21 protein-coding genes are annotated in these 26,237 nt (G+C 29.3%); 19 read left to right on the forward strand and 2 right to left on the reverse strand.

Annotation, left to right across the window (positions count from 1 at the left end; translation table 11 throughout):
* Positions 1 to 23: 23 nt before the first annotated feature.
* The 5 genes from NON08_RS09490 (at position 24) to rsgA (ending at position 6,885) form a co-directional block, all read left to right on the forward strand.
* Complete coding sequence (locus NON08_RS09490; RefSeq protein ID WP_256691303.1) at positions 24 to 2,267, forward strand: hydratase; 2,244 nt, start codon at positions 24 to 26, stop codon at positions 2,265 to 2,267.
* A 175-nt stretch (positions 2,268 to 2,442) separates the two neighbouring features.
* Positions 2,443 to 3,414, forward strand: a complete 972-nt coding sequence (locus NON08_RS09495; protein ID WP_256691304.1) for a tripartite tricarboxylate transporter substrate binding protein — start codon at positions 2,443 to 2,445, stop codon at positions 3,412 to 3,414.
* A gap of 41 nt (positions 3,415 to 3,455) precedes the next feature.
* Positions 3,456 to 3,965: a tripartite tricarboxylate transporter TctB family protein gene (locus NON08_RS09500; protein WP_256691305.1), complete on the forward strand. Its 510-nt coding sequence runs from the start codon at positions 3,456 to 3,458 to the stop codon at positions 3,963 to 3,965.
* 3 nt (positions 3,966 to 3,968) lie between these two features.
* A complete protein-coding gene (locus NON08_RS09505; RefSeq protein WP_256691306.1) occupies positions 3,969 to 5,468 on the forward strand; it encodes a tripartite tricarboxylate transporter permease in 1,500 nt (499 codons plus the stop codon).
* A 349-nt stretch (positions 5,469 to 5,817) separates the two neighbouring features.
* Positions 5,818 to 6,885, forward strand: coding sequence for a ribosome small subunit-dependent GTPase A (rsgA, locus tag NON08_RS09510; RefSeq protein ID WP_256691307.1), 1,068 nt, complete (start codon positions 5,818 to 5,820; stop codon positions 6,883 to 6,885).
* Positions 6,886 to 7,084: 199 nt separating this feature from the next.
* Here rsgA and NON08_RS09515 read toward each other — a convergent pair whose 3' ends face one another.
* Positions 7,085 to 7,321 carry a GNAT family N-acetyltransferase gene (locus NON08_RS09515; protein WP_256691308.1) on the reverse strand — a complete coding sequence of 79 codons (237 nt, stop codon included), beginning with the start codon at positions 7,319 to 7,321 and terminating at the stop codon, positions 7,085 to 7,087.
* A 255-nt stretch (positions 7,322 to 7,576) separates the two neighbouring features.
* Between NON08_RS09515 and NON08_RS09520 the strand changes: the two genes are divergently transcribed.
* From NON08_RS09520 to NON08_RS09535, 4 genes are all read left to right on the forward strand, one after another.
* Positions 7,577 to 9,328, forward strand: coding sequence for a bifunctional metallophosphatase/5'-nucleotidase (locus NON08_RS09520; protein WP_256691309.1), 1,752 nt, complete (start codon positions 7,577 to 7,579; stop codon positions 9,326 to 9,328).
* 105 nt (positions 9,329 to 9,433) lie between these two features.
* On the forward strand, positions 9,434 to 10,915 hold the full coding sequence (locus NON08_RS09525; RefSeq protein ID WP_256691310.1) for a bifunctional metallophosphatase/5'-nucleotidase: 1,482 nt from the start codon (positions 9,434 to 9,436) through the stop codon (positions 10,913 to 10,915).
* A 105-nt stretch (positions 10,916 to 11,020) separates the two neighbouring features.
* Positions 11,021 to 11,470, forward strand: a complete 450-nt coding sequence (locus NON08_RS09530) for a TSCPD domain-containing protein (RefSeq protein WP_256691311.1) — start codon at positions 11,021 to 11,023, stop codon at positions 11,468 to 11,470.
* A 110-nt stretch (positions 11,471 to 11,580) separates the two neighbouring features.
* The gene (locus tag NON08_RS09535) at positions 11,581 to 13,212 is read left to right on the forward strand and encodes a BCCT family transporter (protein ID WP_256691312.1); all 1,632 of its coding nucleotides are present in this window, start codon (positions 11,581 to 11,583) and stop codon (positions 13,210 to 13,212) included.
* 42 nt (positions 13,213 to 13,254) lie between these two features.
* On the opposite strand, the gene NON08_RS09540 is transcribed toward NON08_RS09535, so the two are convergent.
* Positions 13,255 to 14,241: a LacI family DNA-binding transcriptional regulator gene (locus tag NON08_RS09540; RefSeq protein ID WP_256691313.1), complete on the reverse strand. Its 987-nt coding sequence runs from the start codon at positions 14,239 to 14,241 to the stop codon at positions 13,255 to 13,257.
* A gap of 226 nt (positions 14,242 to 14,467) precedes the next feature.
* Here NON08_RS09540 and NON08_RS09545 point away from each other — a divergent pair, with 226 nt between their 5' ends.
* The 10 genes from NON08_RS09545 to minC all read left to right on the forward strand — a co-directional run bounded on the left by NON08_RS09545 (position 14,468) and on the right by minC (position 26,229).
* Positions 14,468 to 15,115 (forward strand): L-fuculose-phosphate aldolase, encoded by a 648-nt coding sequence (locus NON08_RS09545; RefSeq protein WP_256691315.1) that lies wholly within the window; start codon positions 14,468 to 14,470, stop codon positions 15,113 to 15,115.
* Between the two features lie 9 nt (positions 15,116 to 15,124).
* Positions 15,125 to 16,459: a rhamnulokinase gene (locus tag NON08_RS09550; protein WP_256691316.1), complete on the forward strand. Its 1,335-nt coding sequence runs from the start codon at positions 15,125 to 15,127 to the stop codon at positions 16,457 to 16,459.
* Between the two features lie 16 nt (positions 16,460 to 16,475).
* On the forward strand, positions 16,476 to 17,777 hold the full coding sequence (locus NON08_RS09555) for an ABC transporter substrate-binding protein (protein ID WP_256691317.1): 1,302 nt from the start codon (positions 16,476 to 16,478) through the stop codon (positions 17,775 to 17,777).
* Between the two features lie 3 nt (positions 17,778 to 17,780).
* A complete protein-coding gene (locus NON08_RS09560; protein WP_256691318.1) occupies positions 17,781 to 18,671 on the forward strand; it encodes a carbohydrate ABC transporter permease in 891 nt (296 codons plus the stop codon).
* Positions 18,668 to 19,498, forward strand: a complete 831-nt coding sequence (locus tag NON08_RS09565; RefSeq protein ID WP_256691319.1) for a carbohydrate ABC transporter permease — start codon at positions 18,668 to 18,670, stop codon at positions 19,496 to 19,498. The genes NON08_RS09560 and NON08_RS09565 overlap by 4 nt, the downstream gene beginning before the upstream one ends.
* 2 nt (positions 19,499 to 19,500) lie before the next feature.
* Positions 19,501 to 21,495 carry a beta-galactosidase trimerization domain-containing protein gene (locus NON08_RS09570; protein WP_256691320.1) on the forward strand — a complete coding sequence of 665 codons (1,995 nt, stop codon included), beginning with the start codon at positions 19,501 to 19,503 and terminating at the stop codon, positions 21,493 to 21,495.
* Positions 21,496 to 21,553: 58 nt separating this feature from the next.
* Positions 21,554 to 23,050, forward strand: a complete 1,497-nt coding sequence (locus tag NON08_RS09575) for a M81 family metallopeptidase (protein ID WP_256691321.1) — start codon at positions 21,554 to 21,556, stop codon at positions 23,048 to 23,050.
* Complete coding sequence (locus NON08_RS09580) at positions 23,043 to 24,836, forward strand: L-fucose isomerase (protein WP_413774049.1); 1,794 nt, start codon at positions 23,043 to 23,045, stop codon at positions 24,834 to 24,836. Before NON08_RS09575 ends, NON08_RS09580 begins: the two co-directional genes overlap by 8 nt.
* A 3-nt stretch (positions 24,837 to 24,839) precedes the next feature.
* Positions 24,840 to 25,352 carry a GNAT family N-acetyltransferase gene (locus NON08_RS09585; RefSeq protein WP_256691324.1) on the forward strand — a complete coding sequence of 171 codons (513 nt, stop codon included), beginning with the start codon at positions 24,840 to 24,842 and terminating at the stop codon, positions 25,350 to 25,352.
* A 187-nt stretch (positions 25,353 to 25,539) separates the two neighbouring features.
* Positions 25,540 to 26,229, forward strand: a complete 690-nt coding sequence (gene minC / locus NON08_RS09590) for a septum site-determining protein MinC (RefSeq protein ID WP_256691325.1) — start codon at positions 25,540 to 25,542, stop codon at positions 26,227 to 26,229.
* The last annotated feature ends 8 nt before the right edge of the window (positions 26,230 to 26,237 follow it).

Here is a 26,237-nt window from a genome sequence, read left to right on the forward strand (position 1 = left end):
CAAAAATGAAAAAGGAGGAATTTATGATAACTCTATATAACAAAGGGGTTTTTTTAGTTGATGGAAAAGATATTATTCAAAATGAAAGTATTGTAGAAAGTGGTAAAAGCGAAGCTAAAAAGGGAACAATAACTTATGAAATATTAAAAAAACATAATATTTCAAATGATATGGAAAATTTAAAATTGAAATTTGATTGTCTAGCCTCACATGATATAACCTATGTTGGAATAATTCAAACAGCAAAAGCTAGTGGCCTTGAAAAATTTCCCATTCCATACGTATTAACAAATTGTCATAATACTTTATGTGCTGTAGGTGGAACGATAAATGAAGATGATCATATGTATGGGTTATCAGCTGCTAAAAAATATGGTGGTATCTACGTTCCTCCTCATCAAGGAGTAATTCATCAATATATGAGAGAAACAATGGCAGGATGTGGAAAAATGATCTTAGGATCAGATAGTCACACAAGATATGGAGCTCTAGGTACAATAGCAATAGGCGAAGGTGGAGGAGAATTAGTAAAACAGATTTTAAATAAAACTTATGACATAAAGTACCCAGAAGTTATTGGAGTATATTTAAAAGGTAAGCCTAGAAATGGAATTGGTCCACAAGATGTTGCTTTGACAATTATTAAAGCTGTATTTAAAAATGGATTTGTAAAAAATAAAGTTATGGAATTTATCGGAGAGGGAATATCTAATTTAAATGTTGAATTTAGAAATGGAATAGATGTTATGACTACAGAAACAACATGCCTAACTTCAGTATGGAAAACAGATAAAAGTGTAGAAGAGTACTTAAAGGATCATAATCGAGAAAGTGATTATAAAAAATTAGAGCCTAAGAAAGTTGCTTTTTATGATGGAATGATTATTGTAGATTTAGATCAGATTGAATCTATGATTGCGTTGCCTTTTCATCCAAGTAACGTATATTCAATAAAAGAGTTACAAAATAATTTAGAAGAGATTTTAACAAAAGTAGAAAAAGAAGCTTTTGAGCAAGGCATTAAAATAGATCTAAAAAGTAAAATAAAAAATGGAGATTTTTTTGCAGAACAAGGAGTGATCGCTGGGTGTGCAGGAGGGACTTATGACAATATAGTTGATGTTGCAGATATTTTAAATAATAGATCTGTAGGAGTAGATTTTTCACTAAATATTTATCCATCTAGTCAACCAACATATATTGAATTAAATAAAAATGGATCGATAGAAAAAATAATGGAGAGTGGAACAGTTGTAAGATCAGCTTTTTGTGGACCGTGTTTTGGTGCAGGAGATACTCCGGCAAATGGACAATTAAGTCTTAGACACACAACAAGAAATTTTCCAAATAGAGAGGGATCAAAACCTGGAGATGGTCAGATATCTATGGTAGCTCTAATGGATGCTAGATCTATAGCAGCAACAGCTATTAATGGTGGAAAATTAACAGCAGCAACAGAGTTAGATATAAATTTTAGTAAACCAAAGTATATATTTAACGATAAGGTCTATAAAAATAAAGTTTATGAAGGATTTCAAAAAAGTTATGACTTAGAGTTAAGATATGCTCCAAACATAGTGGATTGGCCTAAAATGCCAAAATTGACAAAAAATATACTACTTAAAGTTTGTGCAGTAATAAATGATCCAGTAACAACAACAGATGAGTTGATCCCTTCTGGTGAAACATCGTCATATCGTTCAAATCCTATGAGATTAGCTGAATTTACTCTTTCAAGAAGAGTTCCAGATTATGTTAAAAATGCTAAAAGTATACATAGTTTTGAAGTTCAAAGAGAACTTGGACAAGATCCATTTACAAAAGAACTAAAAGATGTATTTCATAAGATTAAAGAAATAGATAAAGATGTTGAGCCTTTGGATATTGGAATAGGTAGTACAATATATGCTAATAAACCTGGAGATGGTTCAGCAAGAGAGCAAGCAGCTTCATGCCAAAAAGTTTTAGGTGGTTGGGCAAATATAGCTAAGGAGTATGCAACTAAACGTTATAGATCAAATTTAATAAATTGGGGAATGATACCATTTACTTTAGATCAAGATGTTAATTTTGAAAATGGTGATTATATTTATATAAAAGATATAGAGAAAAGTATAAAAAATAAAGTAGAGATAATAGAAGCCTATCTAATTTCATCTATAAATAATAGTATAGAAAAAATAGAGTTAAAAATAGATTCCTTAACAAATACAGAAAGAGATATTTTAATCAAAGGTTGTCTTATAAATTATTATAAAGAATCATAGTGTATGAAAAAAATATTTTATTTTCAATAAAAGTGCAAAAATAAAATTGACATTACAAAAAAATGTTGTATACTCTATTGTATACAAAAAAACATATCCAGGATACAGAATACCAGAATATTAAATTAAAACTTTTCTTTAAAGTTTTAAAATAACTATAAAAAGGGGAGATATTATGTTAAAGAAAAAGATTTTGGCAGTATTATCAACAACATTTTTACTAGGTGCATGTGGGGATTCATCTGATAAAGTTGCCGTAGATGGTCCTTGGAAATGGGAGAGAAAAGTAGAGATAATTTGTCCTTGGGGAACTGGTGGAGGAGCTGATACTACAACAAGAACATTTGCAACAGCTCTAGAAAAAGAGTTAGGAGTTCCAGTTGTAGTTAATAATAGATCAGGAGCAGGAGGGGTATCTGGTATTCAATTTGGTGCAAAACAACCAGCAGATGGATATACATATATAATGTCAACGCCATCACCACTTTTAGCACAAATTTCAGGAGCTACTCCATATGATGTATATGGAACACTTAATCCATTAATTCAAATGGTACACGATGTTAATATTTTTGTAACAAGTTCAAAATCACCATATAATAATTTTACAGAGTTAATGGAGTATGTAGATAAAAATCCTGGAAAAGTAAAGGCTGGAGTTATGACAATAACAGGTCTTGATGCAGCTTGTGTAATGGGAGCTACAGATGGAAAGATAGAACCAGTTGCTTACACAGAAGGATCTCAGTTAAATGCTGATGTAATCGGAGGACATGTGGATATAGCTTGTGTTGGACCTGCTGAGGTTGCGGCAATGGTAGCTTCTGGAGATATGAAAGTACTTCTAGCTTTAACAGAGAATAGATTAACACTTCCTGGATATGAAAATGTTCCATCATCAAAAGAGCTGGGGTTAAATACATATTTTGGACCTGCAAGAGGAATATTTTATATAAATGGAACTCCTGATAAAGCTATTGAAGCATTTGAAGCAGCAGCTCAAAGAGCAATAGAAAGTGATTTTTTCCAGAATTGGGCTAAAAATGAAGGGCTAGATCAAAGAAAAGGATGGTTAAACACAGAGGAATTTAAAGCTCAATGGAAAAATGATTATAACTCTTTAACTGAACTGTTTGGTAAAAAGTAATATCAAAGTAAAGAATACTTATAATAGGGAGTGAAATAAATTTGGATATTATATTTTCAATAGCATTAATTATATTTAATATTTATTGTTTCTTTTTAGTTGGAATAGAATCACCAGCTCCTACCTTAACGGAATTAGGAGCTGCGTTTTGGCCAAGAATAGTTATATCTTTAATGGTTATTTTATTAATAGCTAATTTAATTAATCAACTAAAAATAAGAAAAGAAAAAACAGTTCATGAAAAGATCGACATAATATCTTTTTTTAAAAGTAAATTATTTATAGGAATGGTTCTAGTTTCAATTATGGCCCTTTCAACTCCATACATTGGATTTTTAACATCATGTTTTGGATTTTTAGTGACTTATGCAATTTTATTAGGAGAGAGAAATATATTTAAAGTTATATTAAACTCTTTAATAATAACTTTTATTCTTTATATAATTTTTCAGGGACTATTAGATATAAGATTAGAAAGAGGAATAGGAATATTCCGTAACTTAGCACTTTTCCTTGAAGGTATATTATTAAATATTAAAAGGGGGCTATAAGTTATGTTTGATCTGTTAGGTATGGGATTAAGAATTATATTAAACCCTAGTACATTTTTATTAATAACTGCAGGAACTATTTTAGGTGTTGTTTTTGGAGCAATGCCTGGTGTTAGTGCATCTATGGCAGTTGCACTAGCGTTACCTTTTGCTTATGCAATGGATCCTGTTATTGCAATTGCATTTTTAGTTTCAGTATATTGTGCATCAATAACTGGAGGTGGTATAACAGCAATATTATTTAAAATACCAGGAACACCTTCTAGTGCACCTACAACTTTTGATGGATACCCAATGGCTCAAAGAGGGGAAGCAGGAAAAGCTTTGGGATTCTCACTAATTGCATCAGCTGTTGGAGGATTAGTTGCAGCATTTGCAATGGCTTTAGTATCTCCACAACTTGCAAGTATAGCATTAGAGTTTGGACCTTCTGAACTATTTGCTGTATCTTTTTTAGGAATTTCAGTTTTATCATGTTTAGATAGTGATAATATAGTAAAAACTTTAATATCAGGTTTGATTGGACTTTTATTAGCTTGTGTTGGAATGGATCCAATGTTGGGAATTTCTAGATTTACTTGGGGAAGTTCTACACTACTTTCTGGAATAGAGATGATCCCAATAATGATTGGATTATTTGCTGTTACAGAAGTATTGAAGCAAACTGCTAAATCAAAAAAAATTGAAGTAAGTGATAAAGAAAAAAATGAATCAACAAAAATGAAAACAGTTCTTCCATCTGTAAAGGAGATTTGGGAAACAAAGGGTACGATGACAAGATCTTCTATATTAGGAACTGTAATTGGAATACTTCCAGGAGCAGGAGCTACAATAGCATCATTTTTATCATATGCTATTGAAAAAAAGGTGTCAAAACATCCAGAGAAATTAGGAACGGGAATAGCTGATGGAATAGTAGCATCAGAAGCAGCTAATAATGCTGCAACAGGTGGATCTATGGTTCCTTTGTTATCTCTTGGAATTCCAGGTGGAAATGCAGCGGCAATAATGATGACTGCTCTAGTTATAAAAGGTGTACAAATAGGACCTTTATTAATAAAAACACAGCCACAATATTTAGCATCTGTATTTGGTTCAATGCTTATAACAAATATTGTAATGGTTATTGTTGCTATGGCTGTAGCAAAAGTATTTGCGAAAATTTTAGCAATTCCATATACAATATTAGGACCAGTTATCGTTATGTTAGCAACAATAGGAGCGTATGCTTTAAAAAATAATACTGGAGATGTTATTTTAATGGCGGCAGCTGGAATAATAGGGTATATGTTTGTAAAATTAGGTTATAATTCAGCAGCTTTAGTTTTAGGTCTTGTGTTAGGTCAAATGAGTGAATCTAACTTTAGACGTGCATATACTTTAGCTAATGGAGATCTAGTAAAAGTATTTACAAGACCAATAACAGCAGTATTGATGATTGCTTGTGTATTGATGTTAGTTTATCCTCTTATAAAATATATACTTAGAAAAAAAAGTTGGTAAATAAAAAAATTGCAGGTAAAATCTGCAATTTTTTTATTTTTTGGAATTAATGCTAGAATATTATTAGGTGCTAGATTTTACATTAAAGAAAATTATCCCTAACAGAAAAGGGGGGACCTTGACTAAATTATTTAGATTTTCTTTTTTATCACAGAAAAATGATTTCATAATTTGAAAAAAATTGGTATAATTTATTACTAAATTGAAAATTAAAAAAAATATATAGGGAGTGTGTTTTATGAGAAAAAATAAAAGTGTATTAGAGAGTGTAATGAAGAAGGAGGGATTGAATAAATAACCTACTTCAATACCTCCTTTAAGTTAAATTAAAAAATAGGAGGCGTTTATTTTGAATATATTAGAAAATTATGGTTTAAAAAATATTTATATTGAGGAAGCTAAAAACTATCCTAAGCTTAAATTAGCTAGAGTCATAGCTCAATATAAAGGTTTATATAAAATTATTACTGAATGTAATGAAAAATTAGCTGAAATATCTGGGAAGTTTAGATATGAAGCTACAGAATCGATTGAATTTCCTGCAGTTGGAGATTATGTGATGGTTTCATTTGATGAAAATGATTCTAAAGCTATTATACATAAAATTTTAACAAGAAAAACTACTTTTTCTCGAACGGCAGTTGGAATAAGTGATCAAGTTCAAATTATTGCAACTAATATTGATATTGTTTTTATTTGTATGTCTTTAAATGAAAATTATAATTTAAATAGACTAGAAAGATATCTTTCTATAACTTGGGACAGTGGTGCAGTTCCTGTTATTGTTTTAACAAAGTCTGATCTTTCTAAAAATTTGCTTAAGTGTATACAAGAAGTTGAAGAAATATCAGCTTTTTCAGATATTATTGTTACAACATTTAAAGAAGATAACATTGATAAATTTAAAAAATATTTAAAAAAAGATATAACTACAGCTTTTATTGGCTCTTCAGGAGTTGGAAAATCAACTTTAATTAATGAAATTTTAGGAGAAAATCGACTAGAAACAAAGAGTATTAGTAAAGGAGATAAAGGTAAGCATACTACAACAGGGCGTGAAATGTTTGTTTCACCTTTTGGTGGAGTCATAATTGATACCCCTGGAATGAGAGAGATTGGAATTCAAAGTGCTGATGTATCTAAGTATTTTTTAGAGATGGAAGATTTAGTGAATCAATGTAAATTTAATAACTGTTCTCACACTGATGAACCAGGTTGTGCTGTGAAAAAAGCATTGATAAATGGCCTTATAGATGAAAGAAGAATTGAAAACTACTTTAAGCTAAAAAGAGAAAGTTCATACGATGGACTAACTAGTAAAGAGTTAGAACAACAAAAATTAAATCAAATGTTTAAAGAAGTTGGTGGAGTGAAAAAGGCTAGAAAATTTATAAAAGACAGACAAAAAAGAAAATAATAGAAAAAGACGAAGTAGAATATAAAACAATATCTTTTGGGCCAGTTTTTATCTCACCTGAATATCATAGAAAAGGGCTTGGAAGAAAGTTGATAAAAATTTTATATAATAAAAAAGGAGATTGATTTTTTCAATCTCCTTTGAATTTTCTCTGAAGTTTTCCAAAATTTAGTGTAAACCTCTAGGCCTCACGACGTTTTTACTTATTTAATTTCAGATGTAAGATTGGGTAAGGATTACCATGGTCATCAAATTCAGATCTTTTGAATATGCTAAAACCTATATGCTCATAAAAAGCAGTTCCTTGTGGATTTTGTTCATTAACATCTACATATTTTACGTTGAGACTAGAAATTGCAAAATTAATAAGTTGCTTACCAATCCCTTTTCCACGAAAATCATCACTTACAAAAAGCATTTCTATTTTATAGCTCATTATAATTTTCAACTCCTTAATTTATTCGATATTTTCACTACTGTTCCTAATTATTTATTCTCAAATATATTTAAATAATAATTTTCTTTACTTCTTCTAATAAATAGTAATCTTTACTATTCTTTTAGTTAAACCGTATCATCTTTTTCTATAAAAATCAATTCCTTTTCATTTTTTTAAGAAAAACTTGCTAGTAATTAAAAAAAGAATTAAAATAATGTTAAGCTGTATAATACGAAATCAGGAGGAGATTAAATGAGATTGAAAAATGTGATGCTAATAGGAACTTTAACAACATCGTTTTTATTAGCTAAAGAGGTGGATATAAAAATAATATCTAGCTCAGATGTACATGGAAGAATTATTCCTTGGGAGTATTCTGGAGATTCATATGTTTCTGGAAGTTTTAGTCAAATAGATACTTATGTATCAAAAGAAAAAGAAAATAATAGCAACGTTATCTTAGTTGATGTTGGTGATGCAATTCAAGATAACTCTGTTGAAAAGTTTTCAAAAGTTTTTCCAAATCCAGTGGCAAAAGTTATGAATGTAATGGATTATGATATATTTGTTCCAGGAAATCATGAGTTTAACTTTGGATTAGATGTTTTATCAAAGTACACACAGGATTTTAAAGGAAAATCTTTAGCATCAAATCTTTTTTATAAAAAAGATGGAAAAGAGTTTCTAGAAGGTTCTACAATAATGGAAAAAGATGGAATTAAAGTTGGATTTATTGGTGTAACAACTCCTCTTATTACAAAGTTTGAAGCAGATACAGGAAATGTAAAAGATTTAGAGGTTATGGATTCAATTCCAGCTATAAAAGCACAGGTTGAAAAATTAAAAGGAAAAGTGGATGCTATAGTTTTAGTTGCTCATATGGGATATGATAATGAAAATGGAGTTCCTGGAAGTGGAGTAAAGGATATAGCAAATGCAATTCCAGAAATAGATGTTATTTTATCAGGACATGCACATAAAGAGATTTCAAGTGTAGTTGAAAATGGTGTGGTAATAACAGCACCTTATAAATATGGACAAGACTTATCAATAGTTGATTTAAAGTTTGACACTAATAAAAAATCAAAACTTGTATCAAAAGAGGCTAAAACTGTTTCTTTAAAAGGTGTTGAAAATAGTGAAAGAGTAGATAAGATATACGCTCCTTATCATGAAAAGTTAAGAGAGGAAGCTAATATAGTTATAGGAAAAGCAACTAATCCTCTTGTACCAAAGGATAAGGTAAAAGGAATTCCAAGTATCTATGTTGAGGATACAGGACTTGCTACTTTTTTACATAATGTTATGTTAAATTATAGTGATGCACAAGTTGTTGCACTTTCTTTAGATAGAGACGATTCTAAATGGGATGCAGGAGAGGTGAAGAAAAAAGATATTGCTTATAACTATCGTTATACAGGTGGAGAGATTACTGTATATGAATTCACAGGGAAAGACCTAAAAAATTATATGGAGTGGTCAGCTGAATATTTTAATACTTTAAAACCTGGAGATTTAACAATAAGTTTTGATTTAGATAAAAGATCTTTTAAATATAGCTTATATGATCAATTTGGCGGAGCACAATATAAGATTGATTTAAGAGAGGAAAAAGGAAATAGAATAAAAGATTTAAAACTTATGAACGGAACTCCAATAACAGATGATATGAAAGTTAAAGTTGGAATGAATTCATATAGATTCGATATGTTAGCTAAAAAAGGTGGAATATTTGAAAATAGAAATATACCTATTTTATGGGATTCTAAAACCGCTTATGGAAAAACAGAGGGGACTATTCAACAACTATCTATGAAATATGTCCAAGAGAAAAAGGTAATTGATGGACTGCCAGACAATAACTGGGAAATAATAGGATTACCAGGAGATAAAAATCAAGCTATAGCAGTTGAACTTATAAATGAAGGAAAAATAACTCTACCAAAAGAGGGAAGAGCTACAAATATAAGATCAATAACTGTTGAGGATATAAAAAATAAATAAAAAATATTAAAGCTGTGGAAAAATCTACAGCTTTTTGCTTTATAGTTGATATATGTGATATAATACTTCAGATTTAAATTTAATTATTTTATTGGAGGGTGTATTTTGAAAAAATTATTACTTAGTTTTTTACTTATTTCGTCATTGGTTGCTGCTCAAGAAAAGGCGACGCTACTATATTTTAATGACTCTCATGTGATTTATCCAGTTGTAGATAAACATGGTGAGAGAGGAGGAGTTGCTAGAACTAAAACTTTAGTTGACTCTGTAAAAAAAGAAAATAAAAACACTGTAGTTCTTCAAGGTGGAGATTTAGGAGGGGGAGTTTTGTTTGGAGCTGTTTATCATGGATTTCCAATGATCGAAGCTTTTAATAAAATGCCAATAGATATTTCAAATTTCGGCCAACATGAGTTTGATTTTGGAGTAACTGAAGCTAGAAACTTAGTTAATAAATCTAAGTTTCAATGGATAAGCAGTAACTTAAAGGAGAGTTCAGGAAAGCCTTTTAATAATTCTAAAGAGTATATTGTAAAAAAGATAGGAGACTTTAAAGTTGGTTTTTTAGGAACTACTGATGGAATGGAGACAACAATTCAAACAACTGAAATTTATCAAGAGGATATAATCAAAAGTATTGGAGAAAATTTAGAAAAACTAAAAAAAGAAAAAGTTGATTTCATAGTTCTTTTAACTCAATCAGAACCAGAGCTTAATATAGAGATTTTAGAAAAATATCCAGAAATAAATGCAGTATTAGCAGAAGAAAAATCTGAAAAATATAATTTTGTGACATATGTAGGAGAAAAGCCAATTGTTTCTCCACAAGGAAATATGGGATCTATTGTAAAAATTGATATATTTAAAAATAAAGATGGAAAAATAAAACAAAGTTTAGAATTTTTACCAGTGGATAGCTCTGTTCCTTCAGATAAGGAGATGTTAAAATTAGAAGAGTTTTATAAAGAGAAATTAGATAGAGACCTAGGAACTGTTATTGCAAAAAACAATGTAAAACTAGATTCAGGGTTTGGAGAGAATCATCACGCTAGATATGAGGAAAGCAATGTAGGAAATCTAATAGCAGATGCTTATAAAAATCACTTTGATACAGAGATTGCATTTATGAATGGTGGAGGAATTAGAGCAAATATAGAATCTGGAGATTTTAGATTAAGAGATGCAATATCAATTCTTCCATTTTCAAATAAAGTTGGTGCTTTTAAATATAGTGGAAAAACTATAGTAGAAGCATTGGAGCATGGAGTTAGTAGTGTGGATAAGAAAGCTGGAAGATTTTTACAGGTTTCAGGAATGGAGTATAGTTATAATCCAAAAAATGAAGTGGGATCAAGAGTAAGTAGTGTTACTATAAATGGTAAACCTATTCAATTAGAAACTATCTATACAGTGGCTCTTCCTTTATACATCAAAAATGGTGGAGATGGATTCCAAATGTTAAAAAATACTGTAGGAGTAGTAGAAATAGATTCAGAAAAAAATATTGATTCAGATATTTTTATTGATTATGTGAAAAAAATAAAGGTATTAAATCCTAAATTAGAGGGAAGAATAGTTGTAAAATAAGGAAATTGCAGAGTGAAATCTGCAATTTTTTATTTTACTTGACATATTGAAAATAATGAGCTATATAGCTATATTAATAATATAAAAATACAAGGGGGAAAAGTTATGAGAAGAGATCTATTTTTATTAGCTGGAGTTTTAATGGCAAGTACTTTTGCTAATGCAGAAGTAAAAAAAGATGTTAAGTTTACAGAGGTACCTTATGGAGCTTGCTCTAAAGAGATGAGTGTAGAGGTTAAAGATGGAAAAATAGTATCATTTTCAGCAGTAAGGGGATGTCCAGGAAATTTAAATGCAATTTCTAAATTACTTCCTGGAATGGAGGTAGAAAAAGTTATTGCGCTTTTAGATGACAACGAATGCTCTGGAGCTCCAATAAAAGGGTTATCTTCATGCATGGACAACTTAGCTGAAATGTTAAAGTATCATGTTAATGGAGAGGGAGATGGACACGTTGCAGAGTTAAGAAAGAAGCAGAGAGCACAAAAAATTGCATTCTCTTACAATGGACATGTTTGCTCAGGATGTGGACTGTGTGATGCTCGTTTTTCATAATAATTGTTAAAAAGTTGCATGTTAAACTGCAACTTTTTTTATGCTCAATTTGACCAGAGCTTTAAATCATGTTACAATATACTTATTATTTACAAAAAGGGAGGTTTTACATGAGTGTGAACAAAAGAGGAGATATTTTATCAAATAACAACAGAGCAAATTTTTTTAGTAAATTTTTATTGAAAGAAAATCTAATTTTCTACATTTCATTTTTTATCATTTTTACAATTCTATCAATTATTGGGTTAAATAAATCTCAGTTTGAAAAGATAACAAAAGTATTATTAAATTCCATAATAACAAATTTTGGATTTTTATATTTAATAATAGTATTGTTAATAGCTTTAGTTTGTTTATATCTTTGTTGTAGTAGTTATGGAGATATTCGATTAGGAAAGGATGATTCAAAACCAGAATATTCAAATATGTCTTGGTTTTCAATGCTTTTTTCAGCTGGAATGGGAGTAGGGCTAGTATTCTTTGGAGTAGCAGAACCTATGACTCATTTTGTAAATCCAATAGGTGGAATAGAAAGTGGTTCGAAATCAGCAATAGATTTCGCCTTTAATACTTCGTTTTTTCATTGGGGAATACATCCGTGGGCAATATATAGTTTTTTAGCTTTAGGAATGGCATATTTTCAATTTAGAAAAGATGAGAAAGGACTAATTAGCTCTTTGTTTTCTCCTATTTTAAAAGGAAAGAAATATGAAAAACAATGTAAAATGATAATAGATGTAATTGCGATTTTAGCAACTATAACAGGAGTAGCTACAACACTTGGATTTGGGGCACTGCAAATAAATAGTGGTCTTAATTATTTATTTAATATTCCAAATAATATAGCTAGTCAAATTATAATAATAGGAGTTGTAACAGTTATTTTTGTATACTCTGCATTGGGATCACTAGATAAAGGAATAAAAACCTTGTCAAATTTAAATGTTTTTATATCATTTCTGTTACTATTAATTGTAATTATTTTAGGTCCAACAATAGGTATTTTTAATGTTTTTTCAGAAAGTTTAGGAAACTATTTAAATAATTTTTTAAAGATAAGTTTAAGAACAAATAGTTTTGGAGATAAAACATGGTTATCTTCGTGGACAATTTTTTATTGGTCTAACTGGGTTGCTTGGACACCATTTGTGGGAACATTTATAGCTAGAATATCTAAAGGTCGTACTATAAGAGAGTTTATTATAGGAGTTGTAGTTATACCATCTCTAGTTTCTTTTATCTGGTTTTCAGCTTTTGGAACATTAGGAATATCTTTGGGAAAAGAGTTTGCAAAAATAGCTATAGAACATACTGAAACAGCCTTATTCTTAGTTTTTGGAGAATATCCTTTTGGAAATTTAATGAGCGGGGTAGCAATTGTTTTATTAGCTTCATTTTTTATAACTTCAGCAGACTCAGCTACATATGTTTTAGGAATGATGAGCTCAGATGGAGATTTAAATCCTCCAAAATATAAAAAATTAATATGGGGAGTTTTTCAATCTCTTTTGGCAATAGCTCTTATATCTGCTGGAGGATTAGATATGTTGAAGACAGCGTCTATAATAATAGCATTTCCACTTTTAATTTTATTTCCAATAATGATTTTTTCTCTTTTTTATTCTCTAAAAAGAGATAGTTTTATAAAAAAGCGTATAAAATTAAAAAATGAAATAAAAAAGATGTCTTTAGAGGAGATTGGTTATCTTTCAGATACCTTAAAAGAGATAAATATGAGATAAAAGATTTAATTTAAAAGCTGTAGATGATTAGTTGTCTACAGCTTAATTTTTTATTTTTTCAGAGCCTTTTAATTTTAAAATAGGATTTATAATAATTTTTTGAGTATGCTCTGTATTATTTTTTAATTTTTTAAATAACATTTTTGCAGAAATCAATCCTATTTCAGAAATAGATCTAGTAATAGAGCTTATATTTAAATTTAATATATCAAAATAATCTGGATTATCAAATCCGATGATAGAAATTTTATTTTTTTTATTAACTTCATTTTGGTATTTTATAAAACCAAGTGTAATAAGATTGCTACAGGAAAAAATAGCTGATAGATTGGAGTTTTTTGAACAAATATCCTTTGCAACATTGTAACCATCTTGAACTTCTAAGTCGATTTCATAAATAAAATTATTATTAAATTCAATATTATAAACTTTTAGAGCGTGACAATAACCAAGAAATCTATTATACATATTTTTATGTTTCAATTTTCCAACTAAAATTCCGATATTACTATGATTCTCTTTTATTAAAGCTTCTGTTGCGAGAAAACCTGCTTTAAAATCATCTAAAAAAACTCCATCATGATAAAAATCGAGCTCTCGATCAAATAAAACAAAGGGGATAGAATAGTCTTCTAGTTTTTTTAAATTTTTTTCAGAGTTACTACCACCAGAAGGACACATTATAACACCTAGAATATTTGATTTAATTATAGAATCAATTGATTCTATTTCATTTTGAAAGTTTTCATCTGTATCAAAAATTAATACTTGATAGGACTCTTTTCTTGACTCTTCAGTTATCTTTTTTACAATTTCAGAAAAAAAAGGATTTTTCAAATCTGAGACAATAACAGCAATTCTTTTTATATCATTAGCTATTTTATAAGAGTTATTATAAAATCCAGACTCTATTAAAAGTTTTTCAATTAAATCTCGTTTTTCTTTTCCTACACCTGTTTTATTATTTAAAACTCTAGATACTGTTGAAACAGAGGTGTTTGCACTTTTAGCAATTTCTTTTAATTTCATAAGGTTCCTCCCTAAAATTAAGCTGATATATTTTTAAGTATATACCAGAAATAGAAAAAAATGTATATATTTAATATAATTTTTTCTGAAATTTACGCAAATTTTTGCGTAAATAAATTATAAAATTCCTTGTTTTGTTATTGATTTCAAGAAAAATATAAAGTATATATCTAATAGAATAAAAAATATACACAGTGTTTTACTGAAAATAGGGAGGTAATTTTAATTGAAAATTGAGCATATTAGAGAAAAAATTATTGCAACATCGCTGAAAATGTTGAGTGATCAACTTACAAATGGAACAGCAGGAAATATTAGTATCTACGATAGAAGTGAAAATTTAATCGCAATAACTCCTTCAGGAATTCCATATTCACTTTTAAAACCTGAAGATGTATCAGTTGTTGATTTAGATGGAAATTTAATAGAAGGAAAAACACCAAGTAGTGAGTTAGAGATGCATTTAATGCTCTATAGAAATCGAAATAATATAAATGCAGTGATACATGGTCACACTAAATATTCAACAGCCATAGCATGTTTAAGAAAAAACTTACCTGCAATAGATTATATGATAGCAGTTACTGGTGACAAAGAAGTTAGATGTGCTAATTATGCAAGTTATGGAACAAAAGAACTAGCTGAAAATTGTTTTAATACTATGAGAAATTCAAGAGCGTGTCTATTAGCTAACCATGGAATAACAACAGCAGGAGAGGATATTGAAATAGCTTATAATGTTTTAACTCAAGTAGAATATATTTCAAGTTTGTATCTATTATCTTCATCTGTTGGAGAGCCAGTAATTATAGAAGATGAAGAAATATATAATATGATAGAAAGATTCAAAGATTATGGTAAAAAAATAAAATAGGGAGGTTTTATGAAATCCGTTTTATGTTTAGATTTAGGTGCTTCTAGTGGAAGAGCAATTATTGTTACAAATAATAATAATTGCTTAGAATTAAATGAAGTTCATAGATTTCCAACAAAAACTTTAAATAAAAATGGAAAAATTTATTGGGATTTGCCCTATATTTTAAATGAAATTAAAATAGGAATAAAAAAAGCACTTAAAGAAAATGCAAACATTCGATCTTTAGGGATAGATACTTGGGGATGTGATTATGGATGGTTGGATGAAAATGGTCAATTTTTTAGAAATCCAAGATCATATAGAACTTCTATACCACAAAAAGTAATTGATGAGGTTCATAATAAAATATCATTGGAAGAACACTATAATATTTGTGGAAATGGTCATTTTGCATTTAATTCAATATATCAATTATATCATGATATAAAGTATGAAAATATATTAGAGAATGGTGCTAAAGAATTTTTATTTATGCCAAACTTAATTTTATATTATTTAACAGGAGAAAAAGTATGGGAATATACTATAGCTTCTACCTCTGGATTATTAAATGCTGAAAATCGAGATTGGTCTAAAACTATTTTCCAAAAGTTAGAACTTCCTTCAACTATTAAAGGTGAGCTGACTCATCCAGGGACTACATCTTATTTTTTAAAAGATGAAATTTTAAAAGAGTTAGATATATCTCAAAATATACCAATAGTTTGTGTTCCAGGTCATGATTCAGCTTGTGCAGTTATTGGAGCTAATTTAGATAACAATAGTGCATATTTGATAAATGGAACTTGGTCTCTTTTAGGAGTTGAGCTTTCTAAAACTATAACTGATTTAGTAGGGTTAAAAAAGGGATTGGTAAATGAAGGATCTTTAGAAAAAAAAATAAGATTTATGTCTATGACAATAGGAACGTTACCATTACAGTCTTTAAGAAATCAATGGAAAAAAGAAAATGAAGATATAGATTTCAAAGATTTTTCAAATCTAGCTAAAAATTCTATTTTGGATAATCATATTGAAATAACTGAAGAGTTTTTAAACACCACTGATATTGAAAATCTAATAAAAGATAAATATTTTAAAAAGTATCATTCTGTAATAAATTCTAAAGAAGATATTTTAAGAATAATCTATAACAGTTTAGGAAATAACTATAGAGAATCTTTAGAATTAATAAAAACGTTATCTAATAAAGAGATCAATAATGTTGTGCTTTTAGGAGGAGGTAATCAAGATAGTTTTTTAATAGAAATTATTAAAAAATCTTTTGATTGTTCCATTACAATAGGTCCAATTGAAGCTTCAGTTACAGGAAATGCTTTAGCACAATTTAAAAGTTTATAATTAATAGGAGGAATTTATGATAAAAAAAATAATTAAATCACTTACTCTTTGTAGCATATGTTTAGCTTTTCTTGCTTGTGGAGATGAATCTAAAGATAACGATAAGGTTAAAATTAGATTATTAACTAGAATGGCTGGAACATCAAATTCAGTCAAAGTTTATAAAGATATTATTTCTCAGTTTGAACAAAAACATCCAGATGTTATTGTTGTAGATGAATCTCAAGGAGATGAATCTTCTTTTAATAATAAATTAAAAACAGATTTAGCCTCTGGGACTTTACCTAATATTTTTAGAATACAAGGAGTCGCTAATTTAGGGGAATATGTTGATACAAACTTATTAGCTGATATGAAACCAATTTTAGATGAAGATAAAGAGTGGGGTGAAGGATTTAATAAAGGGGCTTTAAATTATTACACAATTCCTGGGAAAGATGGAATATATGCAATTCCTATGGAACAAGGATTAATGGGATTTTATTATAACAAAGATTTGTTTAATAAAGCAGGTATTGAAAAGTTTCCTGAAACTTGGGATGAATTCTTAGTTGCTATTGATAAATTAAAAGATATTAATGTTATTCCAATTGCTTTAGGTGCAAAATCTACTTACTCAGTAGGACATTTACATAATCAGATTTTTTATCGTTGGTTAGGTGTTGATGCAGCTAAAAAACTAGGTTCAAGAGAAATTAAGTGGACTGACCCTGAAGTTGTTCAAACTTTAGAGTTTATAAAAGTTTTAAATGATAAAGATGCTTTTTCTCCTTCAGCTCCTGGAATAAGTAATGATATTGCTACAACTCAGTTTAAAAATGGCGAAGCAGCTATGATATTTACTGGTCCGTGGAATATATCTACATTTGTAGATCCTGAAAAAACACCAGTTTATGCAAATATAGATTTTGCTAAATTTCCTTATTTTAAAGAAAAAGCAGAATTTAAAAATCAAGACATGCAAGTTATTAGTCCATATATGATTTCTGGAAATTTAAAAGGAAAAGAAAAAGATTATACAATTGAACTTTTAAAAATGTTAACTTCTAAAGACGCTGGAATTAGATATGTAAATGAAGCAGAATTTTTACTTCCTCGTACTGATTTTGAAGCGGATAGAAATAAAGTAGGAGAGTTATTCTTAGCTAATAATACATTAGCTCAAACTTCTGATGGAATAGGTGTTGATGTCTTTGATTTTGATAAAATACCATCTATGCAAGATAGAACTAGAAACTCTATTGTTAGTGTTTTAATGGGAGCTTCGCCAATGGAAGCTGGAGAAGAAATTCAAGAAGAGATTTCAAGAAAGGAGTAGTTAATGATAAAAATTCATAAAAAATCAGATAAAATGTTAATCCTAGGATTTGTTTTACCGGCATTACTTATATATGTTGCTTTTCAAATTATCCCACTAATGGGGGCATTGGTATTTTCTGTTTCTAAATGGAATGGATTAGCTGTCTCTCCTGTTAAATTCGTTGGATTAGATAATTTTAAAATTCTTATGAATGATAAGAATTTCTTAATATCTTTAAAAAATATGATAAAAATGGTGGTATTTAGTGTTGCCTTTCATACTCCGATAGCTCTTTTGTTAGCTGTAGCTATAAACTCAAAGTGTAGAGGTCATAAACTTTTTAAAGCTATATTCTTTGTTCCTACTATTTTTCCTTTAACTGCAGTAGGACTTATGTGGTATTTTATATTTATGCCCAATGGTGCTCTAAATTTATTTTTAAAATCTGTAAATTTACATCAGCATGTTGTACCTTGGCTAATAAATGAAAGTACAGCTATGAATGCTATAATATCAGTTAATATTTGGGTTGGTGTTGGGTTTTATATGGTTATTTTATTGGCAGGATTAGCAACAATTCCAGATGAACTTTACGAAGCTGCACAAATTGATGGAGCTAATTCAATTAAACAATTTTTCTTAATAACTATTCCAATGTTAAAGCCAATCATAGGAATATGTATTGTTATGGATATTATAGGTTCTATTAAAGTTTTTGATCTAATATTTGCTATGACTGAGGGTGGACCTAATGGTTTGACTAATCTACCAACAACTTTACTTTATTACGAATCTTTTAGATATGATAATTTTGGAAAGGGAAGTGCAATTGGAGTTTTACTTTTACTTTTAGCATTATCTTTAGTATTTTTAAGTAATTTTTTAACTGGAGAAAAAAGGAGGAATAAATGAAACAAAAGCAAACTCACCACGTAGTTATAACTTATTCATTTTTAATTTTTGTAAGCTTATCTTTCATAGGTCCTATGATTTTTACAGTTTTTTCTTCTTTTAAAAATAATAATGAGATATTTTCTACTCCCTTTTCAATTCCTAAAATTTTTAGGGTAGAAAATTTCATTGAAGCTTGGAATGCTGCTAATATGGGAACTTATTTTTTCAATAGTATAGTGATTTCAGTATCAACTGTTATTATTTTAATTTTTACTGCATCAATGGTTTCATTTATTTTATCGAGATTTAACTTTAAATTTAATAAGTATCTGTCAGTATTTTTTCTCCTTGGAATGATGATACCTATGCAAAGTGTATTGGTTCCTATCTCATATTTTGTGGGAGTTCTTAATCTAAAAAACAATTTAGTAGCTTTAGTTTTAGTTTATGTTGCATTTTCTTTACCATTTAGTATTTTAGTTTTGACAGGATTTATGAAAGGGATAAATAACTCTTTGATAGAAGCTGCTATTATTGATGGTGCTAGCTTTTGGCAAGTTTACTTAAAATTAGTGCTTCCTTTAAGTATGCCAGCTATTGCTACTGTATCTATTTTTAATTTTTTAGGAGCATGGAACAATGTGGTTTTTCCTCTCCTTTTTATAAATGATAATAAATTAAAGCCTATAACTCTTGGGCTTCTTAACTTTAATGGTGAGCGTGGTTCAGAATATGGATTATTAATGGCTGCTATCACAATTACAGTTTTGATACCTCTGATTATCTATATGTTATTTCAAGAAAAAATAGAAGGTGGATTAACCGCTGGAGCCATAAAGGAGTAATTATGAAAAAAGAAATACAAAGACAAATACATTTAGATTTCCATACTAGTGAATTTATAGAAGATATTGGAATAGATTTTAATCCAACAGAGTTTGGAGAAACTTTAAAAAATGCCCATGTTAATTCAGTGACGTTGTTTGCCCGATGTCATCATGGATGGCTTTACTATCCATCTAAAAAACACCCACATTTAATTCATCCTAATTTAAAAAATAAAAATCTGTTAATAGAACAAATAGAGGCTTGTCATAAGCAAGGTATAAAAGCTCCAATATATACAACAGTCCAATGGGACGGAAGAGTGATGAGAGAAAATCCAGAATGGTTATCTTTAGATGAGAATGGCGAGTTTATTGATACACAAAATATTCCAAAACCTCATTTTTATAATACAATTTGCTTAAATACTGAGTATCGTCAATTTTTTAAAGAGCATTTGGAAGATATTGTAGATTCTGTTGGAAAAGATAGAATCGATGGGTTTTTTCTAGATATTTTATTTAAAGTTGATTGTAATTGTAAACAGTGTCAAGAGAAAATGAAAGCTCTAAATATGGATATATATGATAAAGAGGAAAGACTAATTTATTCCTCTATTATGTTAGATGAGTTTAGAAGAGAAATTGCAGCTTATATTGAAAATCTTGTACCAGGAAAAAGTTTATTTTTTAATAGCTCTCATGTGGGGCCAAATTTCAAAAAAGCTTTAGATGTATATTCTCATTTAGAACTAGAATCTTTACCAAGTGGTGGATGGGGATACGATCACTTTCCTGCTACGGTAAGGTATGCCAGAAATTTAGGAAAAGATATTTTTGGAATGACTGGTAAATTCCATACTTATTGGGGAGATTTTCATTCATATAAAAATTTAGAAGCTTTAGAATTTGAATGCTTTAATATGCTGACATTAGGAGCTGGATGTTCTATAGGAGACCAGCTTCATAACAAAGGGCAATTATCTCTAAGTTCTTATGATTTAATTGGAAAAGTTTATGAACAAATAGAAAGAAAAGAAGAGTTTTGTACAGAAATTACACCGATGTCAGAAATAGCCCTTTTAACACCAGAAGAGTTCTACTCTCCTAATGAAAGTGGAATAGATCCTGGGCTTATAGGTGCTATGAGAATGCTTCAAGAAATGTCTTATCAATTTGAAATTATAGATTCTTCTATGGATTTTTCTAAATACAAAGTTCTTATTTTGCCAGATAAAATAAAATTTAATATAACATTAAAAAATAAATTAGAAAATTATATGAAAAATGGTGGAAAAATAATTAGTTCTTACATGTCTTTAATAGATACTAGTAATGAAAATAATCTTTTTTCATTAAAGTATCTTGGAGAATCAGAGTTTGACAGAGATTTTATTCTTCCTAATGAAAGGATAGGAAGATCTCTTCCTAAAGAAGAGCACGTAATGTATTTAAAAGGAATTAAAATAGAAGAAATAAATAGTGAAGTTATTTTAGAAACAATAGAACCGTACTTTAATAGAGAGGGGATATTTTTCTGTTCTCATCAACATGCTCCATCATCTGGGAAAAAAGGGTTTCCAGGAGCTTTAAAGGGTGATAATTACATCTATTTTTCGCATCCAATTTTTAGAATATATAGAAAAAATGGTGCTAAATGGTGTAAGGAGATACTTAAAGATAGTTTGGATATGCTATTAGATAAAAAATTAGTTGATCACAATGGTCCTACAACTCTAATAACTAGTTTAAATGAACAGAAAAATGAGAATCGAATTGTTCTTCATCTTTTAAACTATCTTATAGAAAAACCTTCTCAAGATATTTATACGATCCAAAATAAATTAAAATTATATGATTTAGAAGTTAAAGTTAATATTCCTAATAAAAAGATTGTATCTATTTTTGAAGAGGAAACAAGAGATGAGATTCCATTTGAACAGAATGGACAAACAATAAAATTTAAAATTAACTCTATGAATGGTCATCATATGACTATATTTAATTATGAGAATTAGCTTAAAATATCAAAGAAGGAGGATGTAGTGATAAATAGACTTATATTTATCATACAAAATGAAAATGAAAAGAGTTTTAGTAGGATCTATGCATCATGAATCAAATTCTTTTAATCCAATTATCACAGATGAAAAGGATTTTTCTATAAAATATGGAGAGGATTCATTAAATTTTGAAACAAAAAATAATTCTTTAAGAGGAATAGTTGATACTTTAAAAGAAAATGGATATGATGTTGTTCCAACACTTAGTGCAAGAGCAGTTCCAAATGGCGAGGTAAGCTACGAACTTTATAGTAGATTAAAAAAAGAATTTATAGAGAGAGCTTTAGAAGCAGATAAAATTAAAAAATTAGATGGGATTAACTTAGCTCTTCACGGTTCTATGAGAGTAGTTGGGTTAGGAGAAGCAGAAGGCGATCTTTTAGAGGAGCTTAGAAAACATTTTAAAGATATTCCTATTGTAGTTGCCCTTGATATGCATACAACTATGACTGATAAAATGCATAAATATGCTGATGCATATGTTGGATATAAATGTGCTCCGCATACTGATTGTTTTGAAACTGGAGAGCATGCTGCAAAGATGTTAATACATATTTTTAAAGAAAATAAAATACCTAAAAAATCTTGGGTAAGAGTTCCTATGTTAATAGCAGGAGAACAATCAGAAACTTCAACTGAGCCAATGGTTTATTTTATAAATAGATGTAGAGAGTATGAAAAGAAACAGGGAGTTTTAGCTGTTTCCATTCTTATGGGATATCCTTGGGCAGATAGCGAAGATGCTTCTGTGGGAATCTATGTTATAGCAGAAGATGAAAATTTAGCAAATACAATTTCAAAAGAGCTAGGTCAAGAGTTTTTTGATAGAAGAGAAGAGTTTTCTTTTCACACAGAAACTTATCAGCCTGAAAAAGCTTATGAGGTTGCTTTAAAAGCTTTAGAGGAAAATAAATTTCCAATATATTTATCAGATTCTGGAGACAATCCCACTGCTGGATCATCATCAGATTGTACAGGATTTTTAAAAATAATTTTAGAAAATCCCAAAACAAAGGATATAATAAGTCCAGTTATTTATGGAGGGATTTATGATCCTGAAGCAACACTGTTTTGTAAAGGAAAAGTTGGACAAATTATAGAGGTTGTTGCAGGAGCAAAGTTTGATACCAAAACTACAAAACCTTTAACTTTAAAGGGAGAGGTAATTAATTATTTAGAAAAATGGGGAACATATGAAAGTGATTTAGCAGTTTTAAGAGTAAATAATGTAGATATAATTTTAGCAGAGAAACATGTAGGATATGTGACTCCTGAAATGTATGAGGATTTAGGATTAGATCCTAAAAATCGTAATATTATTGTTTGTAAATTAGGATATTTAACTGAACATCATAAACTTCTTTCTAAAAGAAATATTATGGCTTTAACAACAGGAAGTACAAATGAAGATATTTTAAATATAAAATATGAAAAAGTTAAAAGACCTATTTTTCCGTTAGATAGAGACTTCAGTTATAAAGCACAAACTAAGGAGGATGCGCGTGTATAGATTAAATGGAAAATTACCGAAAGTTGGAATAAGGGCAACAATAGATGGAAGACGAAGAGGAGTAAGAGAATCCTTAGAAGGACAAGCTATGGATATGGCTAAAATGGTTGCTAAATTTATTGAAGAAAATTTGAAATATCCTAGTGGGGAACCAGTGGAATGCTATGTTTTTGAAGAGACTATTGGAAGAGTTCCTGAAGCTGCAAGATGTGAGCAAAAATTTAAAGACAATAACGTTGGTGTTTCACTAACTGTAACTCCTTGTTGGTGCTATGGAACAGAAACAATAGATTGTACTCCAAATATACCAAAAGCTATATGGGGATTTAATGGAACTGAAAGACCGGGAGCTGTATACTTAGCAGCAGCAGCAGCAGGGCACGCTCAAATTGGAGATCCAGTATTTTCTATATATGGAAAACATGTACAAGATGGAACTGATAAAGAGATTCCTGAAGATGTAAAGGAAAAAATATTAAAATTTGTTGAATCTGGTTTAGCAGTTGCTTTAATGAAAGGTAAATCATATCTATCTATTGGTAGTGTTTCTATGGGAATAGCAGGTTCTATAGTAAACCCAGATTTTTTCTCTGATTATTTAGGAATGAGAAATGAATATGTTGATATGATAGAATTAAAAAGAAGATTAGACGAAGAGATATACGATGCTCAAGAGTTTAAAAAAGCTATGGAGTGGACAAAACTTCACTGTAAAGAGGGAGAGGATTGTAACAATTCATATGTTCAAAAAACTAGAGATGAAAAAGAGAAAGATTGGGAAATTGTTGTAAAAATGACAATTATAATGAGAGATCTTATGATTGGAAACAAAAAGTTAAAAGAAAAAGGATATGTAGAGGAAGCTGAAGGTCATAATGCTATAGCCGCAGGATTCCAAGGTCAAAGACAATGGACTGATTATATGCCAAATGGAGATTTTTCAGAAGCAATATTAAACTCATCTTTTGATTGGAATGGAATTAGAGAGGCTTTTATTGTAGCAACAGAAAATGACTCTTTAAATGGTGTGGCAATGTTATTTGGTCATTTATTAACAGGAAGAGCTCAAATATTCTCTGATGTTAGAACATTTTGGTCTCCAGAAGCTGTAAAAAGAGTTACAGGAAAAGAGTTAGATGGAAAAGCTAAAAATGGATTAATACATCTAATAAACTCAGGTTCTTCATCTTTAGATGGAACAGGAGAACAAATAGATAAAGATGGAAACAGAGCGATGAAACCATTTTGGGAAGTAACAGAAGAAGAGGTAAATAGATGTTTAGATTCTACAAAATGGTGTGAAGCAGATTTAGGATATTTTAGAGGTGGAGGATACTCATCACAATTTTTAACTAAAGGTGAAATGCCAATAACAATGACAAGAATAAATTTAATAAAAGGATTGGGTCCTGTTTTACAAATAGCAGAAGGATATGCTGTTGACATACAAAAAGATATTCATGATGTTTTAGATAGAAGAACAAATTTTACATGGCCAACAACTTGGTTTGCTCCAAATTTAACAGGTAAGGGAGCATTTACAGATGTTCACACTGTTATGGATACATGGGGAGCAAATCATGGAGCAATTTCTTATGGACATGTTGGAGATAAATTTATAACATTGGCATCTATGTTAAGAATACCTGTTGCTATGCACAATGTGTCTGATGAAAAAATATTTAGACCAAAAGTTTGGTCATCATTTGGTACAATGGACAAAGAGGGAGCAGATTATAGAGCTTGTAAAAATTTTGGACCTATCTATGGAAAAATTAAGGGGTAAGGGATGTTAAAAGATTTAAAAGGAAAGCAAGAGTTTAAAATTAGAGTTGCTAAAGAACAAGATACAGAGTTAATTTTAAAATTTATAAAAGAGTTAGCTGATTATGAAAAATTACTTTCTGAAGTTGTAGCAACAGAAGAGATCTTGAGAGAGTCTCTTTTCAAAAGAAAAATGGCAGAAGTTTTAATTGGAGAGTTAAATGGAAAACCAATAGGGTTTGCACTATTTTTTTATAACTTTTCAACTTTTCTAGGGAAACCAGGAATATATCTAGAAGATTTATATGTAAAGCCTGCTTTTAGAGGAAAGGGATTTGGAAAAGAAATGTTAAGTTATTTAGCTAATTTGTGTGAAGAAAAAGATTGTGGACGATTGGAGTGGTGGTGTTTGGATTGGAATAAAACTTCTATTGATTTTTATAAAAAAATAGGGGCCGAACCAATGGATGAATGGACAACATTTAGAGTTACTGGTGAAAATTTGAAAAAACTTTCTGATGAGTACACAAAGTTATAAAGTAAATAGTTAGAACATATAGTATAAAAAGAGTTATAATAAGTTTTATAACTCTTTTTTATTTATTTAATGTATAAAAAATTATCCACTAAAAAAAAACTAAATAATGATAAAATGATTGAAGTTTGAACATAAAAGTGCTATAATTTGGTAATATGTAAAAAATTAAAATTAGGAGCGTACAAGTATGAATGACTGTGTAATTTTAAAAGGAAAAAAGGACAGATTGGTTGTACAATTAGATAGTAACATCGATTTCAGCTCTTTAAAAGATAAATTTTCTGAAAAGATTAAACAGGCAGAAGCATTTATAGGTGATACAAAGATAGCTATTGAATTTACAAATAGAAAATTAACAGAAATAGAGGAAAATATTTTAATCGGAGTAATAAATAAAGAGACTAATATAAAAATAGCCTTTATTTTTTCTGAAAAATCAACTTTTTCACAGTTGCCAGGAGGACAACTTCCTTTTAATAATATAAAAGATATTACAGAAGAGGGGACTACAAAATTTCACAGAGGAACTTTGCGTTCTGGTCATAATTTAGAATTTGATGGAAATGTAGTTGTGCTTGGAGATGTAAATCCAGGAGCTGTAATAAAATCAAAAGGAAATGTTATTGTACTAGGTTATTTAAATGGAACTGTGTATGCAGGAGAAGTTGATGGATCAGAAGCATTTGTTGGGGCATTTTCATTAAATCCTATTCAAATAAAGATAGGACAGATTATTGCAAAAAATCCAAGTACAAATGTGTTAGATGTTAATAAAGTAAAAAAAACTATGGATTTTGAAGTGGCATATCTAAAAGATGGAAATATATTTATTGAAAAATTCAACAAGGCGACTCTAGAGCATATGATAAAAATATAAGGGAAAAG

The organism is Cetobacterium sp. NK01, from assembly GCF_024506395.1.
GTDB lineage: Bacteria > Fusobacteriota > Fusobacteriia > Fusobacteriales > Fusobacteriaceae > Cetobacterium_A > Cetobacterium_A somerae_A.